Origin of the sequence: Paenibacillus sp. FSL R5-0749 (genome assembly GCF_038595085.1) — a bacterium.
In the GTDB taxonomy this organism is placed as follows: Bacteria; Bacillota; Bacilli; order Paenibacillales; family Paenibacillaceae; genus Paenibacillus.
Genome location: NZ_CP152005.1, coordinates 4,359,790 through 4,386,222, shown reverse-complemented (window position 1 = coordinate 4,386,222; position 26,433 = coordinate 4,359,790). Strand labels below are relative to the sequence as shown.

The 26,433-nt window shown below is 46.4% G+C and carries 27 protein-coding genes; 21 read left to right on the top strand and 6 right to left on the bottom strand.

Annotation, left to right across the window (positions count from 1 at the left end; genetic code table 11):
- The first annotated feature begins 57 nt into the window (after window positions 1-57).
- Window positions 58-1,014, top strand: a complete 957-nt coding sequence (locus tag MKY85_RS19515; RefSeq protein WP_342570566.1) for a GGDEF domain-containing protein — start codon at window positions 58-60, stop codon at window positions 1,012-1,014.
- 263 nt (window positions 1,015-1,277) lie between these two features.
- Here MKY85_RS19515 and MKY85_RS19510 read toward each other — a convergent pair whose 3' ends face one another.
- On the bottom strand, window positions 1,278-2,087 hold the full coding sequence (locus tag MKY85_RS19510; RefSeq protein ID WP_339256197.1) for a FlxA-like family protein: 810 nt from the start codon (window positions 2,085-2,087) through the stop codon (window positions 1,278-1,280).
- A 204-nt stretch (window positions 2,088-2,291) separates the two neighbouring features.
- On the opposite strand from MKY85_RS19510, the gene MKY85_RS19505 reads away from it, so the two are divergent.
- The 5 genes from MKY85_RS19505 to MKY85_RS19485 all read left to right on the top strand — a co-directional run bounded on the left by MKY85_RS19505 (window position 2,292) and on the right by MKY85_RS19485 (window position 9,595).
- Window positions 2,292-4,253 carry an AraC family transcriptional regulator gene (locus tag MKY85_RS19505; protein WP_342570565.1) on the top strand — a complete coding sequence of 654 codons (1,962 nt, stop codon included), beginning with the start codon at window positions 2,292-2,294 and terminating at the stop codon, window positions 4,251-4,253.
- A 191-nt stretch (window positions 4,254-4,444) separates the two neighbouring features.
- Window positions 4,445-6,415, top strand: coding sequence for an AraC family transcriptional regulator (locus MKY85_RS19500; RefSeq protein ID WP_342570564.1), 1,971 nt, complete (start codon window positions 4,445-4,447; stop codon window positions 6,413-6,415).
- Between the two features lie 159 nt (window positions 6,416-6,574).
- A complete protein-coding gene (locus MKY85_RS19495) occupies window positions 6,575-7,612 on the top strand; it encodes an NAD(P)/FAD-dependent oxidoreductase (RefSeq protein ID WP_339235435.1) in 1,038 nt (345 codons plus the stop codon).
- Between the two features lie 322 nt (window positions 7,613-7,934).
- Window positions 7,935-8,585 carry a hypothetical protein gene (locus tag MKY85_RS19490; RefSeq protein WP_342570563.1) on the top strand — a complete coding sequence of 217 codons (651 nt, stop codon included), beginning with the start codon at window positions 7,935-7,937 and terminating at the stop codon, window positions 8,583-8,585.
- A 533-nt stretch (window positions 8,586-9,118) separates the two neighbouring features.
- The gene (locus tag MKY85_RS19485; RefSeq protein WP_017687614.1) at window positions 9,119-9,595 is read left to right on the top strand and encodes a hypothetical protein; all 477 of its coding nucleotides are present in this window, start codon (window positions 9,119-9,121) and stop codon (window positions 9,593-9,595) included.
- A gap of 119 nt (window positions 9,596-9,714) precedes the next feature.
- On the opposite strand, the gene MKY85_RS19480 is transcribed toward MKY85_RS19485, so the two are convergent.
- Window positions 9,715-10,314 (bottom strand): thymidine kinase, encoded by a 600-nt coding sequence (locus MKY85_RS19480; RefSeq protein ID WP_339235429.1) that lies wholly within the window; start codon window positions 10,312-10,314, stop codon window positions 9,715-9,717.
- 176 nt (window positions 10,315-10,490) lie between these two features.
- On the opposite strand from MKY85_RS19480, the gene MKY85_RS19475 reads away from it, so the two are divergent.
- Window positions 10,491-10,703: a hypothetical protein gene (locus MKY85_RS19475; RefSeq protein ID WP_253438764.1), complete on the top strand. Its 213-nt coding sequence runs from the start codon at window positions 10,491-10,493 to the stop codon at window positions 10,701-10,703.
- Between the two features lie 8 nt (window positions 10,704-10,711).
- Here MKY85_RS19475 and MKY85_RS19470 read toward each other — a convergent pair whose 3' ends face one another.
- Window positions 10,712-11,059, bottom strand: coding sequence for a potassium channel family protein (locus MKY85_RS19470; RefSeq protein ID WP_192133999.1), 348 nt, complete (start codon window positions 11,057-11,059; stop codon window positions 10,712-10,714).
- Window positions 11,060-11,122: 63 nt separating this feature from the next.
- The gene (locus MKY85_RS19465) at window positions 11,123-11,440 is read right to left on the bottom strand and encodes a DUF2627 domain-containing protein (protein WP_339235424.1); all 318 of its coding nucleotides are present in this window, start codon (window positions 11,438-11,440) and stop codon (window positions 11,123-11,125) included.
- Between the two features lie 224 nt (window positions 11,441-11,664).
- Between MKY85_RS19465 and lpdA the strand changes: the two genes are divergently transcribed.
- The 5 genes from lpdA to lipB all read left to right on the top strand — a co-directional run bounded on the left by lpdA (window position 11,665) and on the right by lipB (window position 17,573).
- A complete protein-coding gene (lpdA, locus tag MKY85_RS19460) occupies window positions 11,665-13,089 on the top strand; it encodes a dihydrolipoyl dehydrogenase (protein WP_342570562.1) in 1,425 nt (474 codons plus the stop codon).
- A 139-nt stretch (window positions 13,090-13,228) separates the two neighbouring features.
- Window positions 13,229-14,257, top strand: coding sequence for a thiamine pyrophosphate-dependent dehydrogenase E1 component subunit alpha (locus MKY85_RS19455; protein ID WP_342570561.1), 1,029 nt, complete (start codon window positions 13,229-13,231; stop codon window positions 14,255-14,257).
- 2 nt (window positions 14,258-14,259) lie between these two features.
- The gene (locus MKY85_RS19450; RefSeq protein WP_062835245.1) at window positions 14,260-15,246 is read left to right on the top strand and encodes an alpha-ketoacid dehydrogenase subunit beta; all 987 of its coding nucleotides are present in this window, start codon (window positions 14,260-14,262) and stop codon (window positions 15,244-15,246) included.
- A 56-nt stretch (window positions 15,247-15,302) separates the two neighbouring features.
- Window positions 15,303-16,754: a dihydrolipoamide acetyltransferase family protein gene (locus MKY85_RS19445; RefSeq protein ID WP_342570560.1), complete on the top strand. Its 1,452-nt coding sequence runs from the start codon at window positions 15,303-15,305 to the stop codon at window positions 16,752-16,754.
- 108 nt (window positions 16,755-16,862) lie between these two features.
- Window positions 16,863-17,573 (top strand): lipoyl(octanoyl) transferase LipB, encoded by a 711-nt coding sequence (gene lipB, locus MKY85_RS19440; RefSeq protein WP_342573429.1) that lies wholly within the window; start codon window positions 16,863-16,865, stop codon window positions 17,571-17,573.
- Window positions 17,574-17,599: 26 nt separating this feature from the next.
- Here lipB and prli42 read toward each other — a convergent pair whose 3' ends face one another.
- Window positions 17,600-17,701 carry a stressosome-associated protein Prli42 gene (gene prli42, locus MKY85_RS19435; protein ID WP_017687624.1) on the bottom strand — a complete coding sequence of 34 codons (102 nt, stop codon included), beginning with the start codon at window positions 17,699-17,701 and terminating at the stop codon, window positions 17,600-17,602.
- Window positions 17,702-17,779: 78 nt separating this feature from the next.
- On the opposite strand from prli42, the gene MKY85_RS19430 reads away from it, so the two are divergent.
- Window positions 17,780-18,913, top strand: a complete 1,134-nt coding sequence (locus MKY85_RS19430) for a M20/M25/M40 family metallo-hydrolase (RefSeq protein ID WP_339235410.1) — start codon at window positions 17,780-17,782, stop codon at window positions 18,911-18,913.
- A gap of 133 nt (window positions 18,914-19,046) precedes the next feature.
- Here MKY85_RS19430 and mciZ read toward each other — a convergent pair whose 3' ends face one another.
- Complete coding sequence (gene mciZ, locus MKY85_RS19425; protein WP_253438738.1) at window positions 19,047-19,193, bottom strand: Z-ring formation inhibitor MciZ; 147 nt, start codon at window positions 19,191-19,193, stop codon at window positions 19,047-19,049.
- A 122-nt stretch (window positions 19,194-19,315) separates the two neighbouring features.
- Here mciZ and MKY85_RS19420 point away from each other — a divergent pair, with 122 nt between their 5' ends.
- The 8 genes from MKY85_RS19420 to MKY85_RS19385 all read left to right on the top strand — a co-directional run bounded on the left by MKY85_RS19420 (window position 19,316) and on the right by MKY85_RS19385 (window position 26,297).
- On the top strand, window positions 19,316-19,909 hold the full coding sequence (locus tag MKY85_RS19420) for an NUDIX hydrolase (protein ID WP_339256180.1): 594 nt from the start codon (window positions 19,316-19,318) through the stop codon (window positions 19,907-19,909).
- Window positions 19,910-19,911: 2 nt separating this feature from the next.
- Window positions 19,912-21,132 (top strand): endonuclease Q family protein, encoded by a 1,221-nt coding sequence (locus MKY85_RS19415; protein ID WP_342570559.1) that lies wholly within the window; start codon window positions 19,912-19,914, stop codon window positions 21,130-21,132.
- Between the two features lie 165 nt (window positions 21,133-21,297).
- A complete protein-coding gene (gene spoIIM / locus MKY85_RS19410; protein ID WP_339235400.1) occupies window positions 21,298-21,927 on the top strand; it encodes a stage II sporulation protein M in 630 nt (209 codons plus the stop codon).
- A 107-nt stretch (window positions 21,928-22,034) separates the two neighbouring features.
- Window positions 22,035-22,502, top strand: a complete 468-nt coding sequence (locus tag MKY85_RS19405; RefSeq protein WP_090922447.1) for a Fur family transcriptional regulator — start codon at window positions 22,035-22,037, stop codon at window positions 22,500-22,502.
- A 159-nt stretch (window positions 22,503-22,661) separates the two neighbouring features.
- The gene (locus MKY85_RS19400) at window positions 22,662-22,904 is read left to right on the top strand and encodes a DUF4227 family protein (RefSeq protein ID WP_017687632.1); all 243 of its coding nucleotides are present in this window, start codon (window positions 22,662-22,664) and stop codon (window positions 22,902-22,904) included.
- 75 nt (window positions 22,905-22,979) lie between these two features.
- The gene (locus tag MKY85_RS19395; protein WP_339256174.1) at window positions 22,980-23,870 is read left to right on the top strand and encodes a tyrosine recombinase; all 891 of its coding nucleotides are present in this window, start codon (window positions 22,980-22,982) and stop codon (window positions 23,868-23,870) included.
- 178 nt (window positions 23,871-24,048) lie between these two features.
- On the top strand, window positions 24,049-24,873 hold the full coding sequence (locus MKY85_RS19390) for a purine-nucleoside phosphorylase (RefSeq protein ID WP_062835238.1): 825 nt from the start codon (window positions 24,049-24,051) through the stop codon (window positions 24,871-24,873).
- A 302-nt stretch (window positions 24,874-25,175) separates the two neighbouring features.
- Window positions 25,176-26,297 (top strand): D-alanyl-D-alanine carboxypeptidase family protein, encoded by a 1,122-nt coding sequence (locus MKY85_RS19385; protein ID WP_339243135.1) that lies wholly within the window; start codon window positions 25,176-25,178, stop codon window positions 26,295-26,297.
- The last annotated feature ends 136 nt before the right edge of the window (window positions 26,298-26,433 follow it).

Here is a 26,433-nt window from a genome sequence, read left to right as displayed (position 1 = left end):
CTACATATATATTTGGGAAGTCCAGATTAGATGCTACGAACAAAGGAGTAGAATCGTATGTTTACGCAAATAGGCGAGATTGCTGAACCAATTCCTGTAGTACAATCTGATACAAAATGTGATATCGTCTATCATCTGTTCAAGTCCAATCCCAGTCTGGAAGGTATAGCTGTTATGGGGGAGAAGGGGGTGTCTTTGATGATGCGCCAACGATTCTTTCAACAGATTGGGACTCAGTATGGCTATAATCTGTATATGGGACGTCCTGTAGAACTTGTGATGAACACGCAGGCACTGGTTGTGGATTATTCAGAACAGATTACAGATGTCAGTGTTCTTGCGATGGACCGAGATGAAGGGGAAATATATGACCTTGTGCTGGTCACGACGGGAGAAAGTTTCTTTGGAGCTGTGAGTATTCGCCGTTTGCTGCTTGCTGTTGCTGATGTACGCGCTGAAATGGCTATTTTTATGAACCCCCTGACTGGCCTTCCAGGTAACCATATCATAAATGAAAGGCTATCTCAGGCTCTTCAGATGGACCATTTTAGCGTACTATACGTTGATCTCGATCAATTCAAATCCTACAATGATAGCTATGGCTTCAAAATGGGAGATCAGCTTATTCAGGCGACAGCTAATTTGCTTCGCAAGCTTTTTGTTTTCCCTGAAGCTTTTCTTGGACATATCGGTGGTGATGATTTTATTACGATCCTGAATCACCATGATTACAAACTTATCTGTGAGGAAGTCATCTCAGGTTTTGAGAAAATGAAAAAGACGTTCTACAACGAACATGATTGGCATCATCAACATGTTCTGGGGGAAGGACGCTCCGGGTTGAATGGGCCTATTCCTCTCGTTTCGGTCTCGATCGCCGTTGTAACCAATAGCAAGCAAAAATATGAAAACATAGATCAGATCATTGATGAGGCCACACGGATCAAAAAAGGCTGTAAAGCGATTGCCGGCAGCATCATCTGTGCAAATGATACCACAAGCAATCCATGTTAGAAGTGGAATTCGCATACGAAATAAATTGAAACATACATTTATAAGAGAATATAGAGGACAGAATGAACCTCAAGAAGTGAAGCATCGTTTTAAACCTATACCATTAATATGCAGAAATGAAGAAAAACCACTACTTATCAGGAGTTAGTCACCTGTAATAGTGGTTTTTCTATCATTGGATGCGAGTTGAGAACTTTGCTATGAAAACAAAACACCTCAACCCTAATATGTATACATATAAGTTATGTTTGAGCAAATGGTACTCAGATTCGAATATCTACAGATGGATATGACGTAGCTGGAGAGGCGGAAGCCGGAGTTTGCGTGCCGTTTCCGGATTTCTGATTCGTGGCTCCCCCATCTGATGGCTCCTTACTTTCCTTTTTCTTTCCTTCATTTACTTCCTGATCTTCTTCTCCAGATGTTGCAGAGATCGGAGGTTGTGTTGTTTCTTTAGGTGCAGGCTGATGGATCTCTTTCACCAGATCGCCAATCTTTTGATTGACCTTGCTGAGCTGAGAAGTGATGTCCTGAACAACCTCTCGTTTTGCCTGAAAGACGGTGCGCTCTGAGTTTTCCAACATCATTGATTTGCCGAGATCAGAACTATTTGCAGGAGGATTGATCTCCAGAACGAGTCGGTCGAAGCGGGTCTCCCCTTCAGTGGTCTGAATGGAGCCCTGCATGCGATCACGCAAACCGACGAGCTTACCCAATTGATCATAAGTCTGACTATGTTTGATTAGATGATCCAGTGAAGGGGCTTGTGTCTCATCGCTAGGTTTGGGTTGTTGCTGTTGAGTCTTTTCGGGCTGTCTTAATTTGTTCTTCTCTTGCAATTCCTCTGCTTTAATCTGAGCAATTTGGCTATCGATCTGGGATATGGAGCTTGTTAAGGATTTAATCCGCTGAGCTTTGGTTTTGGTATCCAACTCATCATTGGTTTTTACCCCTTGTATTTCTTCATTGAGCCGGACCTTCTGCTGCATAAGTCCCTGAATTTCTTTATCCCGACTGGAGACTTGATTCCCGGGAGTGAAACTGCTTTTGGTTGCAGATGAGATTGAATTCATATCCTCGTTCTCCTTCTCTCTTTATCATGGTTCTATTTACATATATCGGATGTTAAGAGAAGGATTTGAATAGCTTTATGTCAGTCAGAATGGTCTGATTAACCTCGCTTGTATTGCATACTTCATCATATTAATTGATAATGGTTATCAATAAGTGGGTGGAAATCAAGACATAATACATGAAGACGGAGTTGGGTTAGCAAAATGTGGAATGATTATTATATCCTCTGGAACTATGCTGCGGTGAGTATTGCAGATATCCGTTACATGGAATTAGAGGCATATGAAGAGATGAAATACAAATTTCCAGCAAGTACCTTTGTGCTCACCATTCAGGGTGAAGCTGGAGTGATGATTGACAACGCAACGTATGAAGTGAGTCGCTTTTATATTCTCCATGGCGGTAAAGGGAGCAAATTGGTGATTCAAGCAGGCGAAGCCGGATTGCGCTTCTATTACTTGATGTACAAAGCTAACCTACCTAGCAGAGGAAGAACCGATCTGGGAAGGTTAATGGAGCGTATCAATCCGTTTCGATTGAACTATGGCTTTACCCCCGATATGCCAACCATTCTATATGAGCAATTGAAGCAGATGCGTTTTTTGTGGGAGCAAAAGAACCCCATTCAGCACTTTCAGGTCAAGAGTTTGTTTTATGCATTTGTGGAGCAGATATCGTCACAGGTTCCTCTTGTATCCAATCGTTATCCAAGTATGATGGATCAAGTCAGCAAAGTTATTGAAATTGTAGAGGCTTCCTATACCCAGCCACTTACACTTCATGTTTTGGCAGACATGATCGGCACCAGCCCAAGAAGCTTGTCACGCAAGTTCAAGCAGTCGACGGGAACCAGTCCCATCGATTATCTGATTCAGTTTCGGTTGTTCAAAGCCAAGGAAATGTTGCTGCAAACGGACGCCACGTTGGATGAGATTGCAGCCGGTATCGGCTATCCGGATGGTTATTATTTGGGACGTATGTTCAAGAAACATACAGGTCTTTCTCCTTTGCAATTCAAAGAGAAGACCTCAGAACCCTTATATTGGCCTGATCTGACATCAGGCGTGGCGCGAAATGACATTTTCAGAGGCGGAAGTGGAAGGTATGTTTATAGTGATGGTGATAATCATTATCAATATAAGCATGGAGGGTCAATCAAAATGAACAGACAGACAAGAACGGGAATGCTGCTGAGTATTCTACTAAGTCTTACTTTACTGTTAAGTGCCTGCTCTACAGGGGCTGCGAGTAATTCAAACGTGGATGCATCTGGAAGCAATAGTGCGTCAAGTTCCACGAAAACAGCAACAGGAGAGAGTGAAAGTAAAACATCTGAACCACGTACAATCTCAACGGTGAAGGGAAATGTTACAATCCCTGCTGAACCTAAACGGATTGTAGTTGACTTGTATCTAGGGAGCCTAATTGCCCTGGGGATCAAACCTGTGGGTACACCCGAGTTGAACCTCAAGAATCCTTATTTTATCAAGTCACTTGAGGGTGTGCAAAATATTGGCGAATACGAAACGATCTCTCTCGAAAAAGTGTTGGAACTTGAGCCGGATCTGATTGTGACAGGTAATCCTGATTTATTTGATTCCTTTAGCAAAATTGCACCTACGTTAGTTATTCCGTTTGGCGAATTGAAAAACACCCACGAAGAGATTGCCTATTTCGGTAAAGTGCTGAATAAAGAAAAAGAAGCTGAGGCATGGTTAGCCGATTATGATGCAAGAATTGCAGATGCCAAGAAGCGCGTCGGTGAGGCGATTGATCCAGCAGCCGAGGTGTCGGTCATGCAGTTCAATGATAAAGGCCCATTAGCTTTTGGTGATAATTTTGGTCGGGGAGGTCAAGCAGTCTACAGCGCGCTTGGTTTGAATCCTCCTGCAGATAAAAAAGAGATCTTAATGAAGGATCAACTAGTGGAAGTATCCTCAGAAGCAATTCCTGAATTTGCTGGTGACTACATCATTCTTACAGCAGATAATCTGACTCTCGAAGAGTTGAAATCAAAACCGGTCTGGAGCTCATTGGATGCGGTTAAAAATGATCGTGTGTTTATCTGGAGCCCCGATCGTTCGTGGTACTTTGATCCCATTGCAACATTGGATCAAACAGAGGAATTGGCCGCGTGGTTTACGAAGAGCTCTGAACCAAAATAAGCGTAACAAGTGCTTGATGAGATGAAATCCAACTCCACTCTAAAATTACAGTTGATAATGAAAATTATTATCATTTATAATAAAAGTATATTATTAGTGAAACTCTGCTCCGCATATGTTGTCGGATGTGTGACAGAATGATGCCTTGTAAGGTCTTTGTTCCGGATGAGGCTGGGATTGGAGAGTAATTGATGCAAATAGATGAACAGATAAAATGCTGGAATCTTGCCGCTGTTAAGGTTCTGGATATACGCCGGATCGTTATGGAGGCGGGGGAACAACTGAGTTCCTACACACTTCCGGCAAATGGTTTTATATATACAATCCGAGGATCGGCTGTGCTTCAATTGGATGGACGAGCATACAAGGCAGAGCGATTTTTCATGCTTCATGGGGCCAAGGGTGCTTCATTGGATATTCAAACCAATGAAGATTTGGAATATCTACTGCTCTATTACAGAGCATTCCTTGCCTTTCCTGGTTATCGCAAAACGTGGTTGTTGACACAGCCTGAGGTTGCACCGTTCTCTTTGCAATATGGTTTTACGCCGAATAGTCCGCTTGGACTGTTACGTTACCTAGATGAGCTTGAAGATGCATGGGCACAGTCCGGCAGTCTGGATCTGCTTCATACGAAAAGTTTATTTTACCAATTCATTCATGAAATGCTGATTCAGCTAACAGAGCAAGAGATCAAAACAGAACATGCTGATCCGGTGAAACAAACACTTCGTTACATACAGAACCATTACAGGGAACAGGTCACGCTTGATTCTCTGGCTGAACAATTCAACTACAGCTCTCGTCATTTATCCATGCAATTCAAACGAAAAACGGGTTACAGTCCGATTGATTATCTAATTCAGACTCGACTTGCCAAGGCTCGTACTCTGCTTGTACGATCTGATGCAACGCTTGGTGAAATTGCAGCAGAAGTGGGTTATTCGGATGTGTATTATTTTAGTCGTATCTTCAAAAAACATGTGGGGATCTCACCAATCCAGTATCAACGAAATAGGAGAGAAGAAGCGAGAGCAGAGGATCGTCCATTACAAATATCTGAATCCTCCATTGGCCGTAGATGGAAGTCAGGATATATTGATTATGAGAATCATTATCAATATATAGACGGAGGGTCTACACCAATGAAAAGAAGAAAAACAAGTTCAAGTATGATTATGGTGGCTCTATTGAGCATCACGATGCTGCTCTCAGCCTGCTCTTCAGGTACAACCACACTAACAGCTGGCGAAGGAACGGGTGCCAGTTCCAATAACAGCAGTACGACCGTGTCATCAGACACAGGAAACCAGACCAACAAGGACAATGAAACACGCACGGTCTCGACGGTTAAGGGTGAGGTCGTTGTCCCAGCTGACCCCAAACGGGTTGTTGTTCTGTATCTCCAGGGAGATGTCGTTGCCCTTGGGGTTAAGCCGATCGCTACCTCAGATGTATATGACGGGGCTGCATACAAGAGTGAGCTTGAAGGTGTAAATGCACTGGGTACCTGGTTTGAACCGAATCCTGAAGCTGTCATTGATCTTGATCCGGATCTGATCATTGTTCCTTCTGAAGAGACATATACGTTATTAAAGGATATTGCACCTACTGTATATATTCCGTACGAGAAAATGACAACAGAAGAAAGGCTGCATAGTATAGCGAGTATTTTTGGCAAAGAGCAGGAAGCCGAGAAGTTACTCCTCAATCTCAAAACCAAAGTAGAAGAGAGTAAGAAAACTCTTGCAGATGCAGGCATACTGGACAAAACGATCTCCATTGTGGAGGGCGGTTTGAAGGGCATGGTCATTGTAGAGAGCAAACAATTTGGCCGAGGATCTCAGGCGGTATATGAGTACTTGGGAATGAAAGCACCTGAGGTTGTACAGAAAAAAATTGATGTGGTTTCGGAGGCAGCTGGCTCCAGTATTTCCATGGAAGTACTGCCTGAATATATCGGTGACTATGTATTTCGCTCTGTATACGATGGGGCAGATAACTTGACGGATAATCCAATTTGGAGCAGCATCCCTGCGATCAAGGAAGGTCGTCTGATTGAGATTGATTTTGATTTCTTCTACTATTCAGATATCTATTCAATCAATAAACAACTTGATTTTGTCGTTGAAAAGCTATTGGCGGCTCCAAGAGCGCAATAGTGGAGTGCAGAGTAGTTCGTAAATGTTTTGTACAAGAAATGTTTGTTTTTTAGCCATTGTATTTTGATAAGATTACCATTACACTAGGATTTAAGTGATAATGAGAATCGATATCAAATACTCGATGTTCTGGATCGAATTAACGGAGGTATTTTTAATATGAATCAGCAGTTGGAACTCTATGATGTAACCATTATCGGCGGTGGCCCTGCGGGCATGTACTCTGCCTTTTATAGCGGCATGCGGGATATGAAGACCAAGTTAATTGAGGCACGGGACAGATTAGGCGGTCGCATGTTATTTTATCCGGAGAAAATGATCTGGGACGTCGGGGGTGTGACGCCAATCCTGTGTGAGGATCTGATTAAACAATTGGAAGAACAGGCACGAACTTTCGATCCAACGCTTGTGTTCGAACAACAGATCGAAGGATTCGAGCGTCAACCTGATGGCACAATTCTGTTAACTTCTGCAACAGGTGAACAACACTGGACACGTACGGTCATTATGGCAATCGGATATGGTATATATAAAATGGCCAAGCTGGAGCTTGAAGGTGCTGACCGTTATGAGGTTAGCAATCTGCACTATACGGTGCAGGAACTCGAGCCATTCCGGGGTAAACGGGTACTGATCTCGGGTGGAGGCGACTCTGCTGTAGACTGGGCGAATGAACTGGAAGCATTGGCAGAGCAAGTGACAGTTGTGCATCGTCGTGACCGTTTTGGCGGGTTGGAGCGTAATGTACTGCGCATGAGAGAATCCTCAGTAGATGTCCGTACACCTTATGCGGTAGAGACATTGCATAGTATGAGTGGCGATGTGATTGAACAAGTGACCATCTCACATGTGGACACGGGCGAGACTGAACTGCTTGAAGTAGATGCTGTCATTGTGAACCATGGCATGAAGAGTGACTTTGGTCCAATTCGGGATTGGGGACTTGACCTTGGCGAATGGCACGTCACTACAACGGAGAGATTACAAACGAATATACCGGGCGTATTTGCTGCAGGTGATTTTGTAGATTATGGTAGTAAACTTTATCTGATTGCGGGTACTTTCACTGATGCTGCTCTTGCAGTGAATAGTGCAAAGCTTTACATGGACCCTGAAGCGGAAAAAGTGGCTTATGTTTCTTCCCATAACAGTCGCTTTAAGGAGAAAAATAAAGCCCTTGGTGTTGTAGAAGAATAGAGGGTTACATTTGGATACGAGTAAGATGACTTCGGGTTAATCCCGAAGTCATCTTTTTTGCATAAAATGGGTAATAAGAAGGCATAATTTCAACAGACACAATGGTTGCCGAATTGAACATGTGCTACCAAATGTCTATAATAAGCCTGAGATACATTAGAATGACAAAAACATCATCTGAAATAATCATTTACACAATAACGGAGAGGACAGAAAAAGTCTGGGGATTACAGCGATTGGAAGATTATTCTGTCATCGTAGTGTCAGTGAAAATAATTTTTATATTTAGATCCAATAAATAGATGAGAGTGGAGTGCAGCGTATGAAAAAGGGATCACAGCCACAGCGAGGTTTCACCTTCATCCAGCGGTGGTTCAAACGATCTGATAAAAAAAAGATCAAATGGTCTGAAATATATCTTGCACTTGCCGGGGCACTTCATCGCTTGTTGGTTGAAGGACGGCGTGAACGTACAGCAGCCAAACGGCTGCATCAAGACTTGCCCATTAACGCATTAGGCGAGATGAAGCTGGAGCCTGGAGATATTGTGTACACACCAAGTTCGGAATCAACGTATTACGCCGGGCATATGGGGATTATTGGGCTCGACGGCAAAGTGTATCATGTGCATCCTTATGGGCCTGTATTTGCTGATTCATTAGACTGGTATCTCACACGTTTCTATGAAGGAGATCGCTTCATTGTATTCCGTTCCAGGCTGAGTGAGGCAGGCATGAAAGCAGCCGGTTGGGTACAGGACCATTACAAGCAGGTGAAATTCTACTGTTTGCAGACCAATCTTCGCAGTATTGAGCGTAATTACTGTTCCAAGTTTATATATCAGGCCTATCAGTTCACATCCGGACTGGATCTGTGGAGTCGCAAATTTACCCGAATGAATCAGGGGTATATCTACCCGTTTCGAATTGAGCGCTCACCAGAGCTGGACGTTCTGGGAACTTTTTATAAATAAGGTGGGAACCGACTAAAATACTGTTCTTCCAAAAGGAAGGAAAGCAGGTTATGTCGGTTTTTTTTATATGTGTAGAGATTAAAAACAGGAAAAACGCCCAAAACGTCGAATAGATTATGAGATAGGCATGCACAACTTGGAATCGTATACATAACAGAAGGCGCGATAATTTTTAACCAAAAGCGAAAAACGACTACGAGGTAAGCGAACAAGAGAGAGTGAAGCGAGATGAAATGGCTGGGCTTCTTACAACGATTCCGACAGAACCAAAATGTAGTGAAGCTATCGGACTATATCCCAAAAAAAGAAAGGAGGCACTACTGTTCCATATGTAAGAAAAACGTCAGATCGGTCGTGCATTATGCGACACCGCAGGGAAATGTTTCAGGTGTATGCAGTTCTTGTAAGTCTTTGGCGGATGAAAGAGGAATGTTTCCCATTTAATAAGAAGAGATGCGCTCAGGAAATAAGAATTTTTTGATTTATGCGCGTTTTTGTAGTACATTAGCAAATGTATTCGAAGGAGGATTCTAATGTACTCAGGTAGACAAGACGATACTTTATACATCATGACCTACACCTTAAACAGCGGTATCAAGGGTACGGTTCCACTGTCTAATAAGCAGATTATTGAGTGGCTGGATTGCTACAGAAATGAGAAGCGCTTCGTGACCGAAATCGGCAAGGAGTTTTTTGGATTGAATGCAGGATTGGTAGCAGACTTTAAGGTTCAGAATCATCTATCGGATTATCAGCAGACCATTATGCCTACACAGCAACAGGATAACCTGGAACGCCTGTCCAGTGCTTATAAATCAACCGAGTTATTAATGAAGATTGATTGTAAATGCGGCACGGCTTACGTGACGGAATCTCCATACAAGCGCACGAAATGGTACTGCACGAAGTGTAAAGAGATTGTATTTTTGGATGCCAAAAAAGGAATGGTGGAAACGTCGCGTGGTGACGCTTACTACATGACCAACAAATATTTTGTTTCCCGGGACTAGCGGGAAGTAATCCTGTAAGCATCGCTGCAAAGCGGTGCTTTTTTGTGCAAAAGTTCGCTGCGATAATCAAAAAAAGCCCAAAAAGGGCTTTTTGGAGGATCTTAGAGATCATTTAGAAACTATGATGAGCATTCAACTTTGTGAGGAGGAATGAAGCAGCAACGACAGCGCGGCTCGTAAGCTTCTGAATCGCCAATCATAACAACCGGACCCAAGGTAACGGGTTCCCCATTGACGATACGTTGCGTAAAGGCAGCATCCGGGCTACCACATACGGCACAGAAAGCCGAGAGTTTCTCAATGTCATCTGCCATGGCAAGCAAACCGCCGATATATCCGAATTCCTTACCACGGTAATCCATATTAAGTCCGTCTACAATAACATGTTTGCCACAATAGGCTAGCTCCGAGACCAGTTCCATGATGGCACTGCTGAAAAATTGTACTTCATCAAATGCAACAACATCAGCATCTATGGTTTGATTCAGGATCATTTCTACGGATTCCGGGGTTAATTGCCGGGGAATGGAATGAGCAGGCAATCGATAACCAATTCGGCTCACGATTTCATCTTGGGCAAACCGATCATCCTCGGCTGGTTTGTAGGCCACAACCTTTTTACGGCCAAATTGAATTAATTTCTGACAACGGCGAATGAGTTCACCGGACTTTTCACTGAACATGGGTCCAGTAATTACGGTAATACGTCCTGTTTGCACGGTGCTGCTACTCCTCTCACATACGGGATTCAACAAAAAAAGCGACCATTACAGAGTACCACAAAATCTTTGGTAAGAGCCAGAACTAATCTGTGCAGCTTTGTGTTACTATATGGAATGTTAAGCCGTTGGTTCCGGCAGCTGTTACTAGGAGTTATGGAAAAGAGGTGTTTACGATGAGTGAAGTATTAACATCACTTCAAGAACGATATGAAAGCCTGAAAGAGCAGGCATCACTGGATGAAGCGGCGCAGGCCTTATTTGCAGAACTGTTCGCAGAAGCGGAGCGACTGCAGGCAAGTAACCTGACGCTGCGTAGAACGATCCTGAAGTCTTCTTCCAAAGAATCACGTATGTCTACCAAACTGCGGGATGCCTTATACGAATGACCCGGAGATTACTCCGGGTCCTCTTCTGTCTTTAATTTGCGAGGGAATAGAATACCTGCTGTAATTCTGGCAATCATGGCAAAGGTGAGACCTATGCCTGCAAACATGTAGATGACAGTAAAGGCTTTACTGAATCCGGTGGATGGCACAAATTCAGGATGTCCAACCGTAGTCAGGGTAACCGCACAGAAGTATAATGCATCGATCCAGTGCAAACCTTCAACACGAGTGTAAAACAAAGTGCCTGACAGCAACGTTGCTGCCGTTAACGCGAACAAAGCCAGAAACTTGGGGTCTTTGAACGCATGGAAAATGCCTTTGAGCAGTCGTTGTAACGTGATTAAAAATGATACCATGATGATCCATCCTGTCTATGTAAAGTAGGCGGTGTGTTGTAAAAACACACAAAAAGCCCGGACTCAACGAGTCCCTCCGGGCGTCTCTGCTTTTTCGGGTACATTTTTGGATCGGAAACGGGGACCTACATAATTACGCTTGCGGTCACGGAACAAGATCCAGCCTCCCAGAAAACTCATACCTGCGGCAAACAGGACAAGTCCACCGCCAAAGGAAAGCCACTGGAATCCTGGTGAAATCAGTTCGTTCCCGTGCTCGGCATAATATAGGAACAGGGCGTCTTTCATCATCAGAAAACCCTTCATTGCCATTAAACCGGGGATGACCAGAACAACAATCGCCAAAAATCGCGCAAATACCAATCTTGTATTCATGAGCATTATACCCTTCCTGCCAAAGTCGACATTAAATAAAGGTTACGCTTACAGATCATACCTGATTCCATCATAGCTTGGAATGCTTGGGCTGTCCATGTGTGATTGGTTCAAACTTTGAGTTGACCGCTCAAGGAGAGTACAATGGCATATAGAGGGTATAAGCCAAACCATGATTCAAGCCATCATAAATGATACTGAAATTTGATTCATAGAGGAGAGCATGAGAGATGCCAATTACATGTGATGTAGCAATTCTTGGAGGAGGAACTGGTGGATATGTAGCCGCAATCCGAGCTGCACAGCTGGGAAAACAGGTGGTTATTATTGAGAAGGACAAGCTCGGCGGAACCTGTCTGCATCGTGGGTGTATTCCGAGCAAAGCTTTGCTGAAAAGCGCGGAAGTGTACGCCGAGATTCAGGAGAGCGAGACGTATGGTATTGAGACAGCTGGAGCCACACTTGTATTTCCCAAAGTACAGGCGCGTAAGGATGCGATTGTGGAGCAGCTCCATCAGGGCGTTCAATATTTGATGAAAAAAAATAAAATCCAGGTCGTACACGCGAACGGTCGCGTGATCGGACCTTCCATCTTCTCCCCGCAGAGCGGAGCGGTCGCTGTAGAGTTTGAAGATGGGGAGATGGATACGGTTGTGCCGACCAATCTCATTATTGCTACTGGTTCACGTCCACGTGTGCTGCCAGGGCTGGAACCGGATGGCAAGTTTATTATGAGCAGTGACGAAGCACTGCGTATGGACGAGCTTCCTGCATCACTTATTATTGTCGGCGGTGGTGTGATTGGACTGGAGTGGGCATCCATGCTGAATGACTTTGGTGTAGACATCACGGTGGTAGAAGCTGCTGCTCACGTGCTGCCTGCAGAGGATGAGGATGTTGCAAGAGAGATGCAACGATTGCTTGGTAAGCGGGGGGTTCGTTTCCTGACAGGAGCCAAAGTGCTAACGGAAACCTATAGCACGGATACAGATGGCATCCAGATTGATGTGCAGCTTGGTGACGAAAAGCAGGAAACGCTGAAAGCGGAGAAAATGCTCGTGTCGGTTGGACGTCAGGCCAATGTCGAAAATATCGGACTCGAAAATACGGATATCAAGCTGGAGCGTGGCTTCATTGCTGTGAACAAACAGCTACAGACCGGTGAAGGTCACATCTACGCTATTGGCGACTGCATTGGTGGTCTACAGCTTGCGCACGCGGCAAGTCATGAAGGCATTCTCGCTGTCAATCATTTGGCAGGGGAAACGGTACATGCCGTTGGATCCCACCGTATACCGCGATGTGTGTACACACGTCCGGAAGCAGCCAGCATTGGATTCACCGAGCGTGAAGCCAAAGAACGTGGCTATGACATCAAAACAGGCAAGTTCCCGTTTCAGGCGATTGGCAAATCGCTCATTCACGGAAGTCGTGATGGATTCGTGAAGGTGATCGCAGATGCCAAGACGAATGATATATTGGGGGTACATATGATTGGCACCCATGTGACGGAATTGATCGCTGAGGCTTCACTGGCTCAGATGCTGGATGCGACACCTTGGGAAGTCGGCCAAACCATTCATCCACACCCTTCTCTGTCGGAAATCATGGGTGAAGCCATGCTGGCGGTCGATGGAAAGGCCATTGGAATGTAAGCCAAAGAGGCTTATGAGAAAGGTTCTTTCCTTTTTTGGGTAAAAGGGATTATAATAAGGTTAAGCCAAGTCTTAGTACCAGGTTATAAGATCGGGTAGTAAGAGTGGCACAGGCTCTGATTAAAAGGAGGTACCTCATATGAGTTCACAAGGTACTGCAGACGCGGTCCATCGGCATCAACAGCTGGGACTTAGCGATGGTGAAGTATTGGATATGTACAAATACATGCTGCTCGCACGCAAGTTTGACGAGCGTTGCTTGCTCTTGCAACGGGCTGGCAAAATTAACTTTCACGTATCCGGTGTAGGGCAGGAGGCTGCGCAAGTAGGCGCTGCTTTTGGTCTGGACCGGGATCACGATTATTATTTACCGTATTACCGCGATTATGGTTTTGTACTGGCGGTAGGCATGACTCCGCGTGAGTTGATGCTGTCTGCTTTTGCAAAAGCGGAAGATCCGAATAGTGGCGGTCGGCAAATGCCGGGTCACTTCGGTCACAAAAAGCTGCGGATTGTGACGGGCTCCAGCCCGGTTACAACACAGGTTCCGCACGCTGTCGGGTTTGCGCTGGCTGCCAAAATGAAGAAGCAAAAATTTGTTTCTTTTGTTACGTTTGGTGAAGGATCAAGCAATCAGGGTGACTTCCATGAGGGAGCCAACTTTGCAGGTGTACACAAGTTGCCTGTCATTATTATGTGTGAGAACAACCAGTATGCGATTTCGGTTCCAATTCACAAGCAGCTTAGCGGTAAAATATCGGACCGTGCACTCGGTTACGGTTTCCCCGGACTGCGTGTAGATGGTAACGATGCGCTCGAAGTATACGCTGCTGTGAAGGAAGCACGTCAACGTGCCATAGCAGGCGAAGGCCCCACACTAATCGAAGCGATGATGTATCGTCTCTCTCCACACTCCACTTCTGACAATGATCTGGCTTACCGGACCAAGGAAGAAGTTGAAGAGAACTGGAAGAAGGACGGCGTGCTTCGCATGAAGAACTATCTGATTGATTGCGGCATCTGGGACGAAGCCCGGGATGCGGATCTGGCTTCCCAGCTTGCGCTGGAAATGAAAGAAGCGACTGAATATGCAGACAACGCGCCATATCCGAAACCTGAGGACACTCTGACGCACGTTTATGCGGACAGCGAAGAAGGGGGACGGTAAGTATGGCAGTGATGGAATATATTGATGCAATCCGTCTCGCGATGAAAGAAGAGATGGAGCGGGATGAGAATGTCTTTATCCTCGGTGAAGACGTAGGGGTCAAAGGTGGTGTGTTCACCACAACCAAAGGCTTGCAGGATCAGTTTGGCGAGATGCGTGTCATGGACACACCGTTGTCCGAATCAGCTATTGCAGGTGTTGCCATCGGTGCAGCGATGTATGGCATGAAGCCGATTGCCGAGATGCAATATTCGGACTTCATGCTGCCGGCAACAAACCAGATCATTAGTGAAGCGGCCAAAATTCGTTATCGTTCCAACAATGACTGGAGTTGTCCGATTGTCATTCGAGCGCCGATTGGTGGCGGAATCTTCGGTGGGTTGTATCACTCCCAATGTCCGGAATCGATTTTCTTTGGTACACCTGGTCTGAAAATTATAGCGCCTTACTCGGCATATGATGCCAAGGGTCTGCTCAAAGCGGCCATTCGCGACCCGGATCCGGTACTCTTTTTTGAAAATAAAAAATGCTACAAGCTCATCAAGGAAGATGTGCCTGAGGATGATTACATCGTTCCGATCGGCAAAGCCAACGTACTTCGTGAGGGTGCAGATATTACGGTGATCGGCTACAGCCAGCCGCTGCATTTTGTCATGCAGGCTGCTGAGGAGCTGGAACGTGAGGAAGGCATTACAGCACACGTTCTGGATCTGCGCACATTGCAACCGCTGGATCGTGAAGCGATTATTGCTTCCGCTCGTCTGACGGGCAAAGTGCTGATCGTTCACGAAGATAACAAAACAGGTGGTGTAGGTGCCGAAGTTGCCGCGATTATTAGCGAGGAATGTCTGTTTGAACTGGATGCACCGATTCAGCGTCTCTGTGGACCTGACGTGCCGGCCATGCCAATTAGCCCAACATTGGAGAAATTCTACATGCTGAGCAAGGACAAAGCCAAAGCAGCAATGCGTACACTTGCCGAGTTTTAATTTCGTTTTATTGGATCGTTTATTCGTTTAAAAGTAAAGTTTGGAGTGATAATCAAATGGCTGAACGTATGAAATGGATCGAGGTCATTATGCCGCAATTGGCGGAATCGCTGGTCTCGGCTACCATAGGCAAATGGTTGAAAAAACCGGGCGACCGTGTGGAACAGTACGAGCCGATCTGTGAAGTAATCACGGATAAAGTTAATGCCGAGATTCCCTCCACTGTGGATGGAATTATGGGTGACCTTTTGGTGGAAGAGGGCACAACGATTGCTGTTGGTGAAGCAATCTGCCGCATGCAGGTCGCAGCTTCTGACGAAGAAGCGGCTGAGCAGGTAACACAAGTATCGCAGCAACAGGAGCAAGTGCAGCAACATGTAAGCCATACTCCTGTTGCCGTCTCAAATACAGCAGCACATGATCCTAATCAGCCGATGCGTAATCGGTATTCCCCGGCAGTGCAATCCCTGGCAGCAGAGCATGGTTTGAACTTGCAAAGCATCCAAGGTACTGGAGCAGGTGGTCGTATTACCCGCAAAGATGTGCTGGCATTTGTTGCACAGGGAGGTAATGTGGCTGGATCGTCTGCGTCTGCACAAGCATCATCTCCAGTTGCACAGCATACACCTTCTGGTGTGCCGTCTGCTTCTCCATTCAGTGGCGTAAATCGTGGAAACGGAGACATGGGTTTAACCGCTGGAGAAGCGATCTCAGCGTCCGATGCAGGCGTTCCTGTGAGACATTCAGGTATTCATCTAACCGAAAGCCCGAAAATTCCACAGATCGAAGTAGAAGGTGGCGGCCAAGGAAGATCGGAGTATTTCATTGATGTTACCCCTGTGCGTAATGCGATTGCGCGGAATATGCGTCAGAGTGTATCCGAAATCCCGCATGCATGGACGATGATCGAAGTAGACGTGACGAATCTCGTGATGCTGCGCAATAAACTCAAGGATGAGTTCAAGCGCAAGGAAGGCATCAATCTGACATATCTGTCCTTCATGATGAAGGGTGTCGTTAATGCGATTAAAGACTATCCAATCATGAACTCGGTATGGGCAGTGGACAAAATTATCGTCAAACGGGACATTAACCTGTCCATGGCGGTAGGGACCGAAGATTCCGTACTTACACCGGTAATCAAACATGCCGATCAGCGAAATATTGCAGGTCTGGCCCGTGAAGTAGATGAACTGGCTCGCAAAACACGTGAAGGTACGCTGAAGCTGGACCATATGCAAGGTGGTACGTTCACAGTGAACAACACCGGTTCATTCGGTTCGATCCTGTCCCAGCCAATCATTAACTATCCGCAGGCAGCGATTCTTACATTCGAGTCGATTGTCAAGAAGCCCGTGGTTATTAATGATATGATCGCTGTTCGTTCGATGGCTAATCTGTGTCTGTCGCTGGATCACCGAATCCTGGATGGCGTAATCAGCGGACGTTTCTTGCAACGTGTCAAAGAAAACCTTGAAGGATATACCATGGAGAGCACGGTGTATTAAGTAAATAGTAGACGGGAAAGTGTATGTGCCGGAGGCCGTGCACTTTTCCTGTTGTCTATGGACAAGTGCTCAATTGTACATTGAACCTGAAGCAGAAGGGTGTGGGGAATCATGAGCAAGCCGCTGGATGTTGCATACATACCGATGCTTGATTATGAAGAGGCTTGGAACCGCCAGAAAGAGATTGTGCAGCGATTGGACGAGGGCGAGGGAGCCGAGCAGATGCTGCTTTTACAACACCCGCCAACGTATACGATTGGTTCACAAAATCATCCGGAGCATCTGCTTCTCAGTCCGGAAGAATTGCGTGAGCAAGGGATTTCTTTGTTTCAGATTGATCGGGGCGGTGATATTACTTATCATGGCCCGGGCCAGTTGGTAGGTTACCCGTTATTGATTCTTGGTCGGGATGAAGACTTGGATCTACACGGATATTTGCGGAAACTTGAGCAGGTACTTATAGATTATCTCGCAGACCAAGGCATCGAAGCCGGACGCAAAGAGGGGTATACGGGTGTGTGGATCGGCGATATGAAGATTGCTGCGATCGGCATCAAGTTTAATCGTTGCAAACATCGCCGCGGTTTCGTGACCAGTCATGGGTTTGCTTTTAACATCAGCTCAGGCATTCAACATGCTGGTTTTCAGGGGATTGTTCCTTGTGGAATTGAGCAATATGGTGTTACTTCACTGGAGGATATCACGGGCAAGTCTTATACAGTGGAGCAGGTAGCACGCGAGATTGTTCCGTACTTTAATCGCATTTTTCCATATCAAATCAATTGGATTAGCGAAAAAGAAGCCCTTCAACGTCTGTAAACAGACCGTAGAAAGGCTTCATGCGGCTATCCGAACAGCAACGGTTCGAGAGCGATGAAAAGGGTGGACCCGATCATGGCGATCAGCATGAGATAGATGATGATTTTGAACCATTTCTTTTTTTGCATGATGAGAGAACTCCTTTCAACATAAAGTAAGCCATAGTAATTGTATTGTACCGTATCCACGAGAGGGAGGAAAGTCCTATGATTAAACAACAACGTGTTATCGATCAGTTCATGGAACTGGTTCAGATTGATAGTGAAACGAAAAATGAACAGAACATCTCCAAGGTGCTTAAAGAGCAGTTTGCAGATCTCGGCCTTCATGTCTATGAGGACGACACCATGGAACAAATCGGACATGGTGCGGGAAATCTTGTCATTACCTGGGAGGCCGAAGGAACAGATGGTGTTGCACCGATCTTTTTCACATGTCATATGGACACCGTAACGCCGGGACAGAGCATTAAACCTGAACTGGGTGAAGATGGCTGGATTCGCAGTGATGGAACAACGATCCTGGGAGCAGATGACAAGGCAGGGATTGCGGCACTGTTCGAAGCGATTCGTGTGATTCAGGAGAACAAGATTCCACATGGTAAAATTCAATTCGTCATTACGGTGGGCGAAGAGTCTGGCCTGGTGGGCGCACGTGCCATGAATCCGAAGGATATCGATGCCGAATTCGGCTATGCGTTGGATTCCAACGGAGCTGTAGGGACGATCTGTGTAGCTGCACCGGCCAGAGCCGAAATCCAAATGAGCATCTATGGGAAGTCCGCACATGCGGGCGTGAACCCGGAAGACGGGATCAGCGCCATTCAGGTTGCTGCCAAAGCCATTGCAGCGATGAAGCTTGGACGAATTGATGATGAGACAACAGCAAACATTGGTAAATTCCAGGGTGGATCAGCACTCAACGTGGTATGTGACTTTGTACAGATTGAAGCGGAAGCTCGCAGTATTGTGCAAGAGAAAGTGGAATTGCAGGTAGCACAGATGCGTGATGCGCTCGAAACAACATGTCGCAAATACGGTGCAACGGCTGAATTCAGAAGTGAAATCCTTTATCCGGCATTTGGTTTCCATGATGAGCACGAAGTTGTGCAGCTTGCACAGCGCGCCATCCGCAGTATGGGTCTCGAGACTCGTACGTTCGCTTCTGGTGGGGGCAGTGATGCCAACATCTTTAACGGATTTGGTATTCCAACCGCGAATCTGGCGGTAGGGTATGAGGATATTCATACAACCAAAGAACGTATTCGTGCCGAAGACATTGTGAAGTTGTCCCAAGTGGTGGTGGCAATTATTCAGGAAACGGCAGCTGGCAAGAAATAAGATACTGCACATGTTTTTAGACAAAAGTCCGAACCCGGTCTGTACGGATTCGGACTTTTTGTAAATTCATGTTATATTTCAAGGGAGAAGACTCGTTAATATTGGATGAAACATGTGTCTATGGCTGAATAGATCAATGCCCCATTGATTTGCGTCCAGCGAGCAGATCACTTAATTTGGCATCCGGTCCCCACTCGTGCAACCATTGCTTAAGGATGAGCTGTACTTGCCGGGCTTGTCCTACCACGTGTACGGATTTAGGCGTCAAATAACTGTTCATCAAAATTCCCCCTGATTTGTTTATATTTACTGTGAGAGTTCTATACGCTCACCATATGCCCAAAATCAGAGATTTATACATTAATCGAATATATAATCCAACGATATGGAGTTGAAGAACGAATGAAATCAAACCAATCTGCTCAATCCATCCATGCAGCGCAACCTGCCAATCCAAAACTAGATGAAGTGACCGTATCCACCAAGCCCATCTTCGAGGGGAAAGTGATTTCACTACAGGTCGATACGGTTAAACTGCCGAACGGTGAGACGGCTACACGTGAGATAATCCGGCACCCTGGAGCAGTAGCTGTACTCGCTCTGAATGGGGATCGCATGCTTGTAGTGGATCAGTATCGACAAGCAATGGGACGCACCGAAGTGGAGATTCCTGCGGGAAAACTGGACCCGGGAGAAGAGCCGGAAGTGGCTGCCGCACGTGAATTGCGAGAAGAGACGGGATATGTGGCCAAGTCACTGCGTCATCTGCGTTCGTTCTACACCTCACCAGGGTTCGCAGATGAGATCATTCATCTATACATCGCTGAAGAGTTGGAAGCCGGAGATATGGAACTGGACGAAGATGAATTCCTTGAAGTATCTGAGATCACACTGGAGGAAGCCTACGCACTCATGGACGATAACCGGATTAGTGATGCCAAAACGATGATGGCTGTGTACGCGTGGGACCTCTACAGAACGACAGGACGGTTCTAGGGATGAATGACCAACTGAAAACGTCCACGATGTGGGAGCCCTGTTATACAGACCTGCATATTCACATCGGACGAACTTCTCGCGGCGAGGCCGTAAAAATCAGTGGCAGTCGCGATCTGACATTTGAGAATATTGCCCGGGAAGCATCGGATCGCAAAGGAATTCATTTGCTGGGTGTGATTGATTGTCATTCGCCGGTTGTACAGATGGATATCGAGCAATTGCTGGAGAACGGTACGATGTCCGAGATTGAGGGGGGCGGTATTGCCTACCAGGACACCACCATTCTGCTGGGTACAGAGATTGAGCTGCGCGAGCCTGAAATGCGTGAGTTCCATATGCTCGCATACTTCCGTGATCTGAAAACGATGAAGTCCTTCACGGACTGGATGAAACGTTATATGAAAAATGTGAATCTCAGTTCTCAGCGGGTATACGTGCCCGCTCTAGAGATGCAGGCCGAGATTAAGGCACGTGGTGGACTAATTGTGCCTGCACATGTATTTACACCGCATAAAGGCATCTATGGCAGTACAGCCCCCCGTATGGGCGATGTGCTGGATACCCGTCTTGTGGATGCGGTAGAGCTGGGGTTAAGCTCAGACTCATCCATGGCCAGTTATATTCGAGAGTTGGATCATGTGCCGTTCCTGACCAATTCGGATGCACATTCACTCGGTAAGATTGGACGGGAGTATAACGAATTGCAAGTTGCTACCCCTTCTTTTGATGAATTCCGTATGGCACTTCAAGGAGAAGATGGCAGGAGCATTGCTGCCAATTATGGGCTGAATCCAAGGCTGGGCAAGTATCACCGTACCTACTGTGCAGCATGTGGCAGTATTATGGATGAGCAAGCGATGTCGGCAGAGCGTTGTCCTCACTGTGGCAGTCTGAAGCTGGTTCAAGGGGTATTGGACCGCATTCTGGCCATCTCTGATCGGGAGAGTCCTCATGTTCCTGCAAACAGACCCGCCTATCATTATCAGGTACCACTGGAGTTCATTCCGGGACTTGGCAAAGCCAAATTGCGCCAGTTACTGGACCATTTTGGTACAGAAATGAATGTGCTTCATCGTACGCATGAGGAAGAACTTGCTGCGGTTGTTGGAGCTGTGCTGGCTGGCTTGATCGTGGCTGCACGGAATGGGCAACTGGAATTGTCCTCTGGTGGTGGAGGAACGTACGGTAAAGTTGCTGTTCAGGAAAGAGCCATGGAGTGACTCGTGTAAATATGCTGTAGTTATATTCCGAGGTTCAACTTTCACCATACAGGGAACCAATCTGGACAAGAAGTCATACAGGTGCATTCCGGTTCATAAGAATGACTATGAGGATGTAACTGAGAATCCTTGCAGCATGATACCGGAAAGGGGACTCGTACCTGTATGCGCTCATCCTACTTTACATTTAAAGGTCAGACTTCGTTATATGTATTCGTGGCTGTCTTGTTTCTGGTCGGCGTCATTTTTGGCGCGCTTATGGTGAATGCATTGTCTCTTGATCAACGCCAGGATCTGGAGGGTTATCTCGGTAATTTCTTCATGACCGTGCAGCACAGTGCACAGATGACAGAGACCGGGGCCTATTGGGACATCGCCATGCTTCATCTAAAATGGGTAGGTCTAATCTTTATTCTGGGTTTATCCGTCGTTGGACTGCCTGGTATACTGGTTCTGGATTTTCTGAAAGGTGTGCTCATTGGATTCACTGTGGGTTACCTGGTTGGACAGTATTCTTGGAAAGGGCTGCTGTTTGCACTGGTTTCCGTGGCACCACATAATCTATTTGTCATTCCAATCCTTCTGATCTGCAGTGTGGCGGCGATGACATTCTCGCTATACATCATTCGCAATCGTGTTTTGATGCAGCGAACACCCGGTCGACAAAGGCCGTTTGCTTCATATATAGTGTTAACTTTGGTTATGGCTGCAATGCTGCTCGGCGTGGCGTCTTTCGAAACATGGGTTACACCTGCGATGATGCGCTGGGTCACGCCAATGCTACTACCGGCATAACGTGCAATGCATAGTGTAAAATGTTGACTTTAATTACGCACTCCCCCTATAATGAAAAGAGTGGGTTAAGTTGCAGTGTGCAGTGATTTCCTAGGGGGAGGGAGAAAATGGAAGCACGGATTGATAAAATTAAGCAGCAACTACAGTCCCAAGGATATAAATTAACGCCCCAGCGGGAAGCCACCGTAAGAGTACTTCTTGAGAATGAAGAAGATCATCTGAGCGCAGAAGACGTATTCATGCTCGTTAAAGAAAAGGCTCCCGAAATCGGTCTGGCAACCGTGTACCGTACCCTCGAACTGCTGAGTGAGCTGCATGTTGTAGAGAAAATCAACTTCGGCGACGGTGTAGCGCGTTATGATCTGCGCGGAGATACATCCAAGCATCACCATCATCACTTAATCTGTGTTCAATGCGGAAGTATGGATGAAATACGTGAAGACTGGCTTGGACCGCTTGAAGAGCGTTTGGAGCGGGAATTCAACTTTTCGGTAGTAGATCACCGACTGGATTTTCATGGAATTTGTTATCGTTGCAAAGCTAAAAATGAACAGAAACCCAAAGATGAAGAATAACATAGCATATCTTCAAGCTCTCACCGGCGGTTTTGACGGGAGAGCTTTTTTGGCACCGGACGTGATCTGGAGTTTACCCCTAATGGCATAAACTTGTGTTTATGGACATACCCTGATTCAAGGACGTTACCGGATTTGAATCAGAAGGGGGATATACCCATGATTATATCAGTGCGGAGAGGGCTCCGTTTTATTCGATTTATTATATTTTTTGCTGCACTAGTCTATCTGTTCTATCATGTTCTGGATCTGTTCAATGGCTGGATCTCACCTGTGGACCAGTATCAGATGCCGACTGGCAATGCAATCAAAGTATTTCAGGAAACGGATTGGCCGGGTAATGGAGAAGGACGTCCTACGATGGCAGAGCGTCTCCGTTTGTTCTATTGGTACGGGGAGTAGCTTCGAACAGTCAGGGATGCAAATACGGGAGCAGTCTGCCAGAGCGGCAGATCTGTCAGTTGAGGAGCGTTGTACATGAAACAGACGATACACGCCTATGCCTTATACTTGGAAGATGATAAAGGGATGTCGAGCAGCACGCTTGAATCGTATCTCCGAGACGTGGACAAGTTCATTGAATTTGCAGATAAGGAGTTTGGCATACACAAAGCCGATCAGGTCAGACGCACGCATGTCGTCCTGTTTGCAGGTCAGCTCAAACAGGCAGGACGTGCCAACGCAACCATTGCCCGCAGCATCGTATCTCTGCGCTCCTACTTTCACTTTTTGATGCGCCGGGGGGAGATTATACAGGACCCTACGTTTGATGTGGAAGCTCCCAAGGCGGACAAGTCGCCACCACAGGTATTAAGCATACAGGAGATCGAACAACTGCTGACAGCGCCTGATATTCGTTCACCGCAGGGTGTGAGAGATCGAGCGATGCTTGAACTGTTATATGCTACAGGTATTCGGGTATCGGAACTGATTGCGCTGGACATTCGGGATGTACAGCCAGGCATGCGTTTTATACGATGCGGTGGAGCGGGCAAAGAACGCATTCTTCCCATCGGTGCACCCGCTGCACATTGGGCAAGTGTATATGTGGAGGAATTCCGCAACAAATTGCTCAAAACCGATTCGGACGAGCAGGCACTGTTCGTGAATGTATCTGGCAGACGTTTAACCCGGCAGGGCTTCTGGAAGCTGCTCAAAAAAGCCGCAGTGGACGCAGGAATCTCGGACGAAATTACACCGCATACGCTGCGTCATTCCTTTGCGGCGCACCTGATTGCCAATGGGGCGGACACACGTGCGGTTCAGGACATGCTGGGGCACGTAGAGCAGCCGGGGCAACAATATGGCAACCATGGTCGCAAAACCATGAAAGAAATCTATGAAACCCATCATCCGAGGGCAAAATAGATTTTGACGCATGGCATTCACAAATAAATGCGGAACATCGCGACGATTTAGGATAAAATAAATTGAATACATCCAAACGCCGTTATACATAAGCAGTTTGCATAAATTCGGATTGAATAGATTTTGCAAAATGCGTCTATAGACGGATCGTTTCAACTCAAGGAGGAACATACATCGCATGACAGCATTAAACCAACAAATGATTTCGGAAGCAGCCTCTTATATTCAAAGCAAAAGCTCCATCAAGCCGGAAGTCGGTTTGATTTTGGGTTCGGGTCTTGGCGTACTGGCAGAACTGATTGAAGATGGCGTAAGCATCGCTTATCAGGATATTCCACATTTTCCGGTGTCCACAGTAGAAGGACATGAAGGTGAGCTATTGGTCGGCACCATTAAAGGCCGTCCAGTCGTGATGATGAAAGGCCGCTTCCACATGTACGAAGGATATGGTCCGGAATTGACAGCTTTCCCGGTACGAGTAATGAAAGAACTGGGTGTAAGCAGCTTGCTTGTAACCAATGCAGCGGGCGGCGTGAACACGTCGTATGAAGCTGGAGATTTGATGCTGATCTCTGATCACTTGAATCTTACAGGCAAAAATCCACTGATCGGACCCAATGACGCTGCCCTGGGCGTGCGTTTCCCTGATCTGTCCGAAGCCTATAGCCGCCGTTTGCGTGCGCTGGCAAAGGATACGGCGGCTTCACAAGGTTTTAACGTACGTGAAGGGGTATACGCAGGTATGCTTGGTCCGAACTACGAGACACCAGCAGAGATCAAAATGCTGCGTACATTGGGCGCGGACGCCGTGGGCATGTCCACTGTATCTGAAGTGATCGTGGCACGCCATGCAGGTCTGGAAGTGCTCGGTATTTCCTGTATCAGTAACATGGCTGCCGGAATTCTGGACCAGCCGCTGTCACATGATGAGGTGATGGAAACGACGGAGCGTGTTCGTGAATCGTTCCTGGCGCTGGTATTGGCTGTTATTCCACAAATGTAAGCAAGAGTTGAGTAGAGAAGGTTACCTCTTCGAATGAGAAATCATCGGGGGTAACCTTTTTTTGTTGTGTTGAACGTCCGCTTACTCATGCGTTGAGTACAGTGCGTTTTTTTCGCTTTGATCACATTTTCAATAAAAGTTCGGGAAATCATGCTTTACATGGAATAATTTACTGGAAACGGGCCGACAATGATTAGCAGTACATGCATGGAACATGCAGTAAGCAAGTCATTTGAGGAGGTAACCTTGTGAAGAAAAGAATAATGGCATCGTTCATGACCCTTTGTATCCTGCTGTCCCTTATGGCATCAACGGCATTAGCTGAAGAAACACCGAAGGCAGCGGGAGGGACGGATCTTGCCCCGTCGGCACGCTCTGCGATCCTAATGGATGCGGACACAGGAACCGTCATATATGAGAAAAACAGTCATGATCAGCTGCCTCCGGCGAGCATTACAAAAATTATGACCATGCTGCTTACAATCGAAGCGATCGACTCCGGCAAGCTGAAGCTGACAGATAAAGTAAGAACGAGCGAATATGCAGCTTCCATGGGCGGTTCGCAGATCTTCCTGGAGCCTGGGGAAGAGATGACCGTTGATGACATGTTAAAAGGGATCGCGATGGCTTCAGGAAATGATGCCTCAGTGGCTATGGCTGAGAAGATTGCTGGTTCGGAGGAATCCTTTGTACAGCTGATGAATGAGCGTGCGAAGGAGCTTGGCATGAAGGATACTCATTTTGCCAACTGTAACGGTCTGCCGGTGGATAATCATTATTCGTCAGCCCACGACATTGCCGTCATGAGTCGTGAACTGCTGAAACATTCAGGGATTACGAAGTACACCGGTGCCTATCAGGATTACCTTCGCAAAGACTCGGAAAAGCCATTCTGGCTGGTGAACACGAACAAGCTGGTTCGTTTTTATGAAGGGGCAGATGGTTTGAAAACAGGTTATACATCCGAAGCGAAGTTCTGCTTGTCCGCAACAGCGTCCAAGGAGGGACTGCGTGTTGTTTCCGTGGTACTTGGTGAACCAAATACCAAAACACGAAATAGCGAAGTGTCATCGATGTTTGATTATGCCTTTAGTCAATATACGATGAAGGCTCTCTACAAGGCAGGGGATCTGCTGGGCAGTCTAAAGATCGAAAAAGGTGAAGTTGCCGAATTGCCTCTGAATGCCACGCAAAATTATAGTGTGCTGATGCGCAAAGGAGCGAAATCCAATGACATCCGGCATGAATTGCTGGTTGCCAAAGAATTGAAAGCTCCGATCAAGGCTGGACAAAGTATAGGTAAACTGGTGGTGTACCAGGGCAATGACGTCATTAAGGAATTCGACATTCAGGCTCCACAGGACGTGAATAAAGCTGGCTGGTGGAAGCTGTTTAAACGGACTACGTCCAACCTGTTTGATTAAAAGGCGAATTACGCGAGTTGTTCGCATCCTTCGAACATATTTTGTAGTTAAATAGGGGTTTTCTTCTAGTTTTGTCGGGGGGCAGGAAAAGCCTTTGGATACGTAGAAATCCTTGTTCAAGACAGGGAGGAGAGTG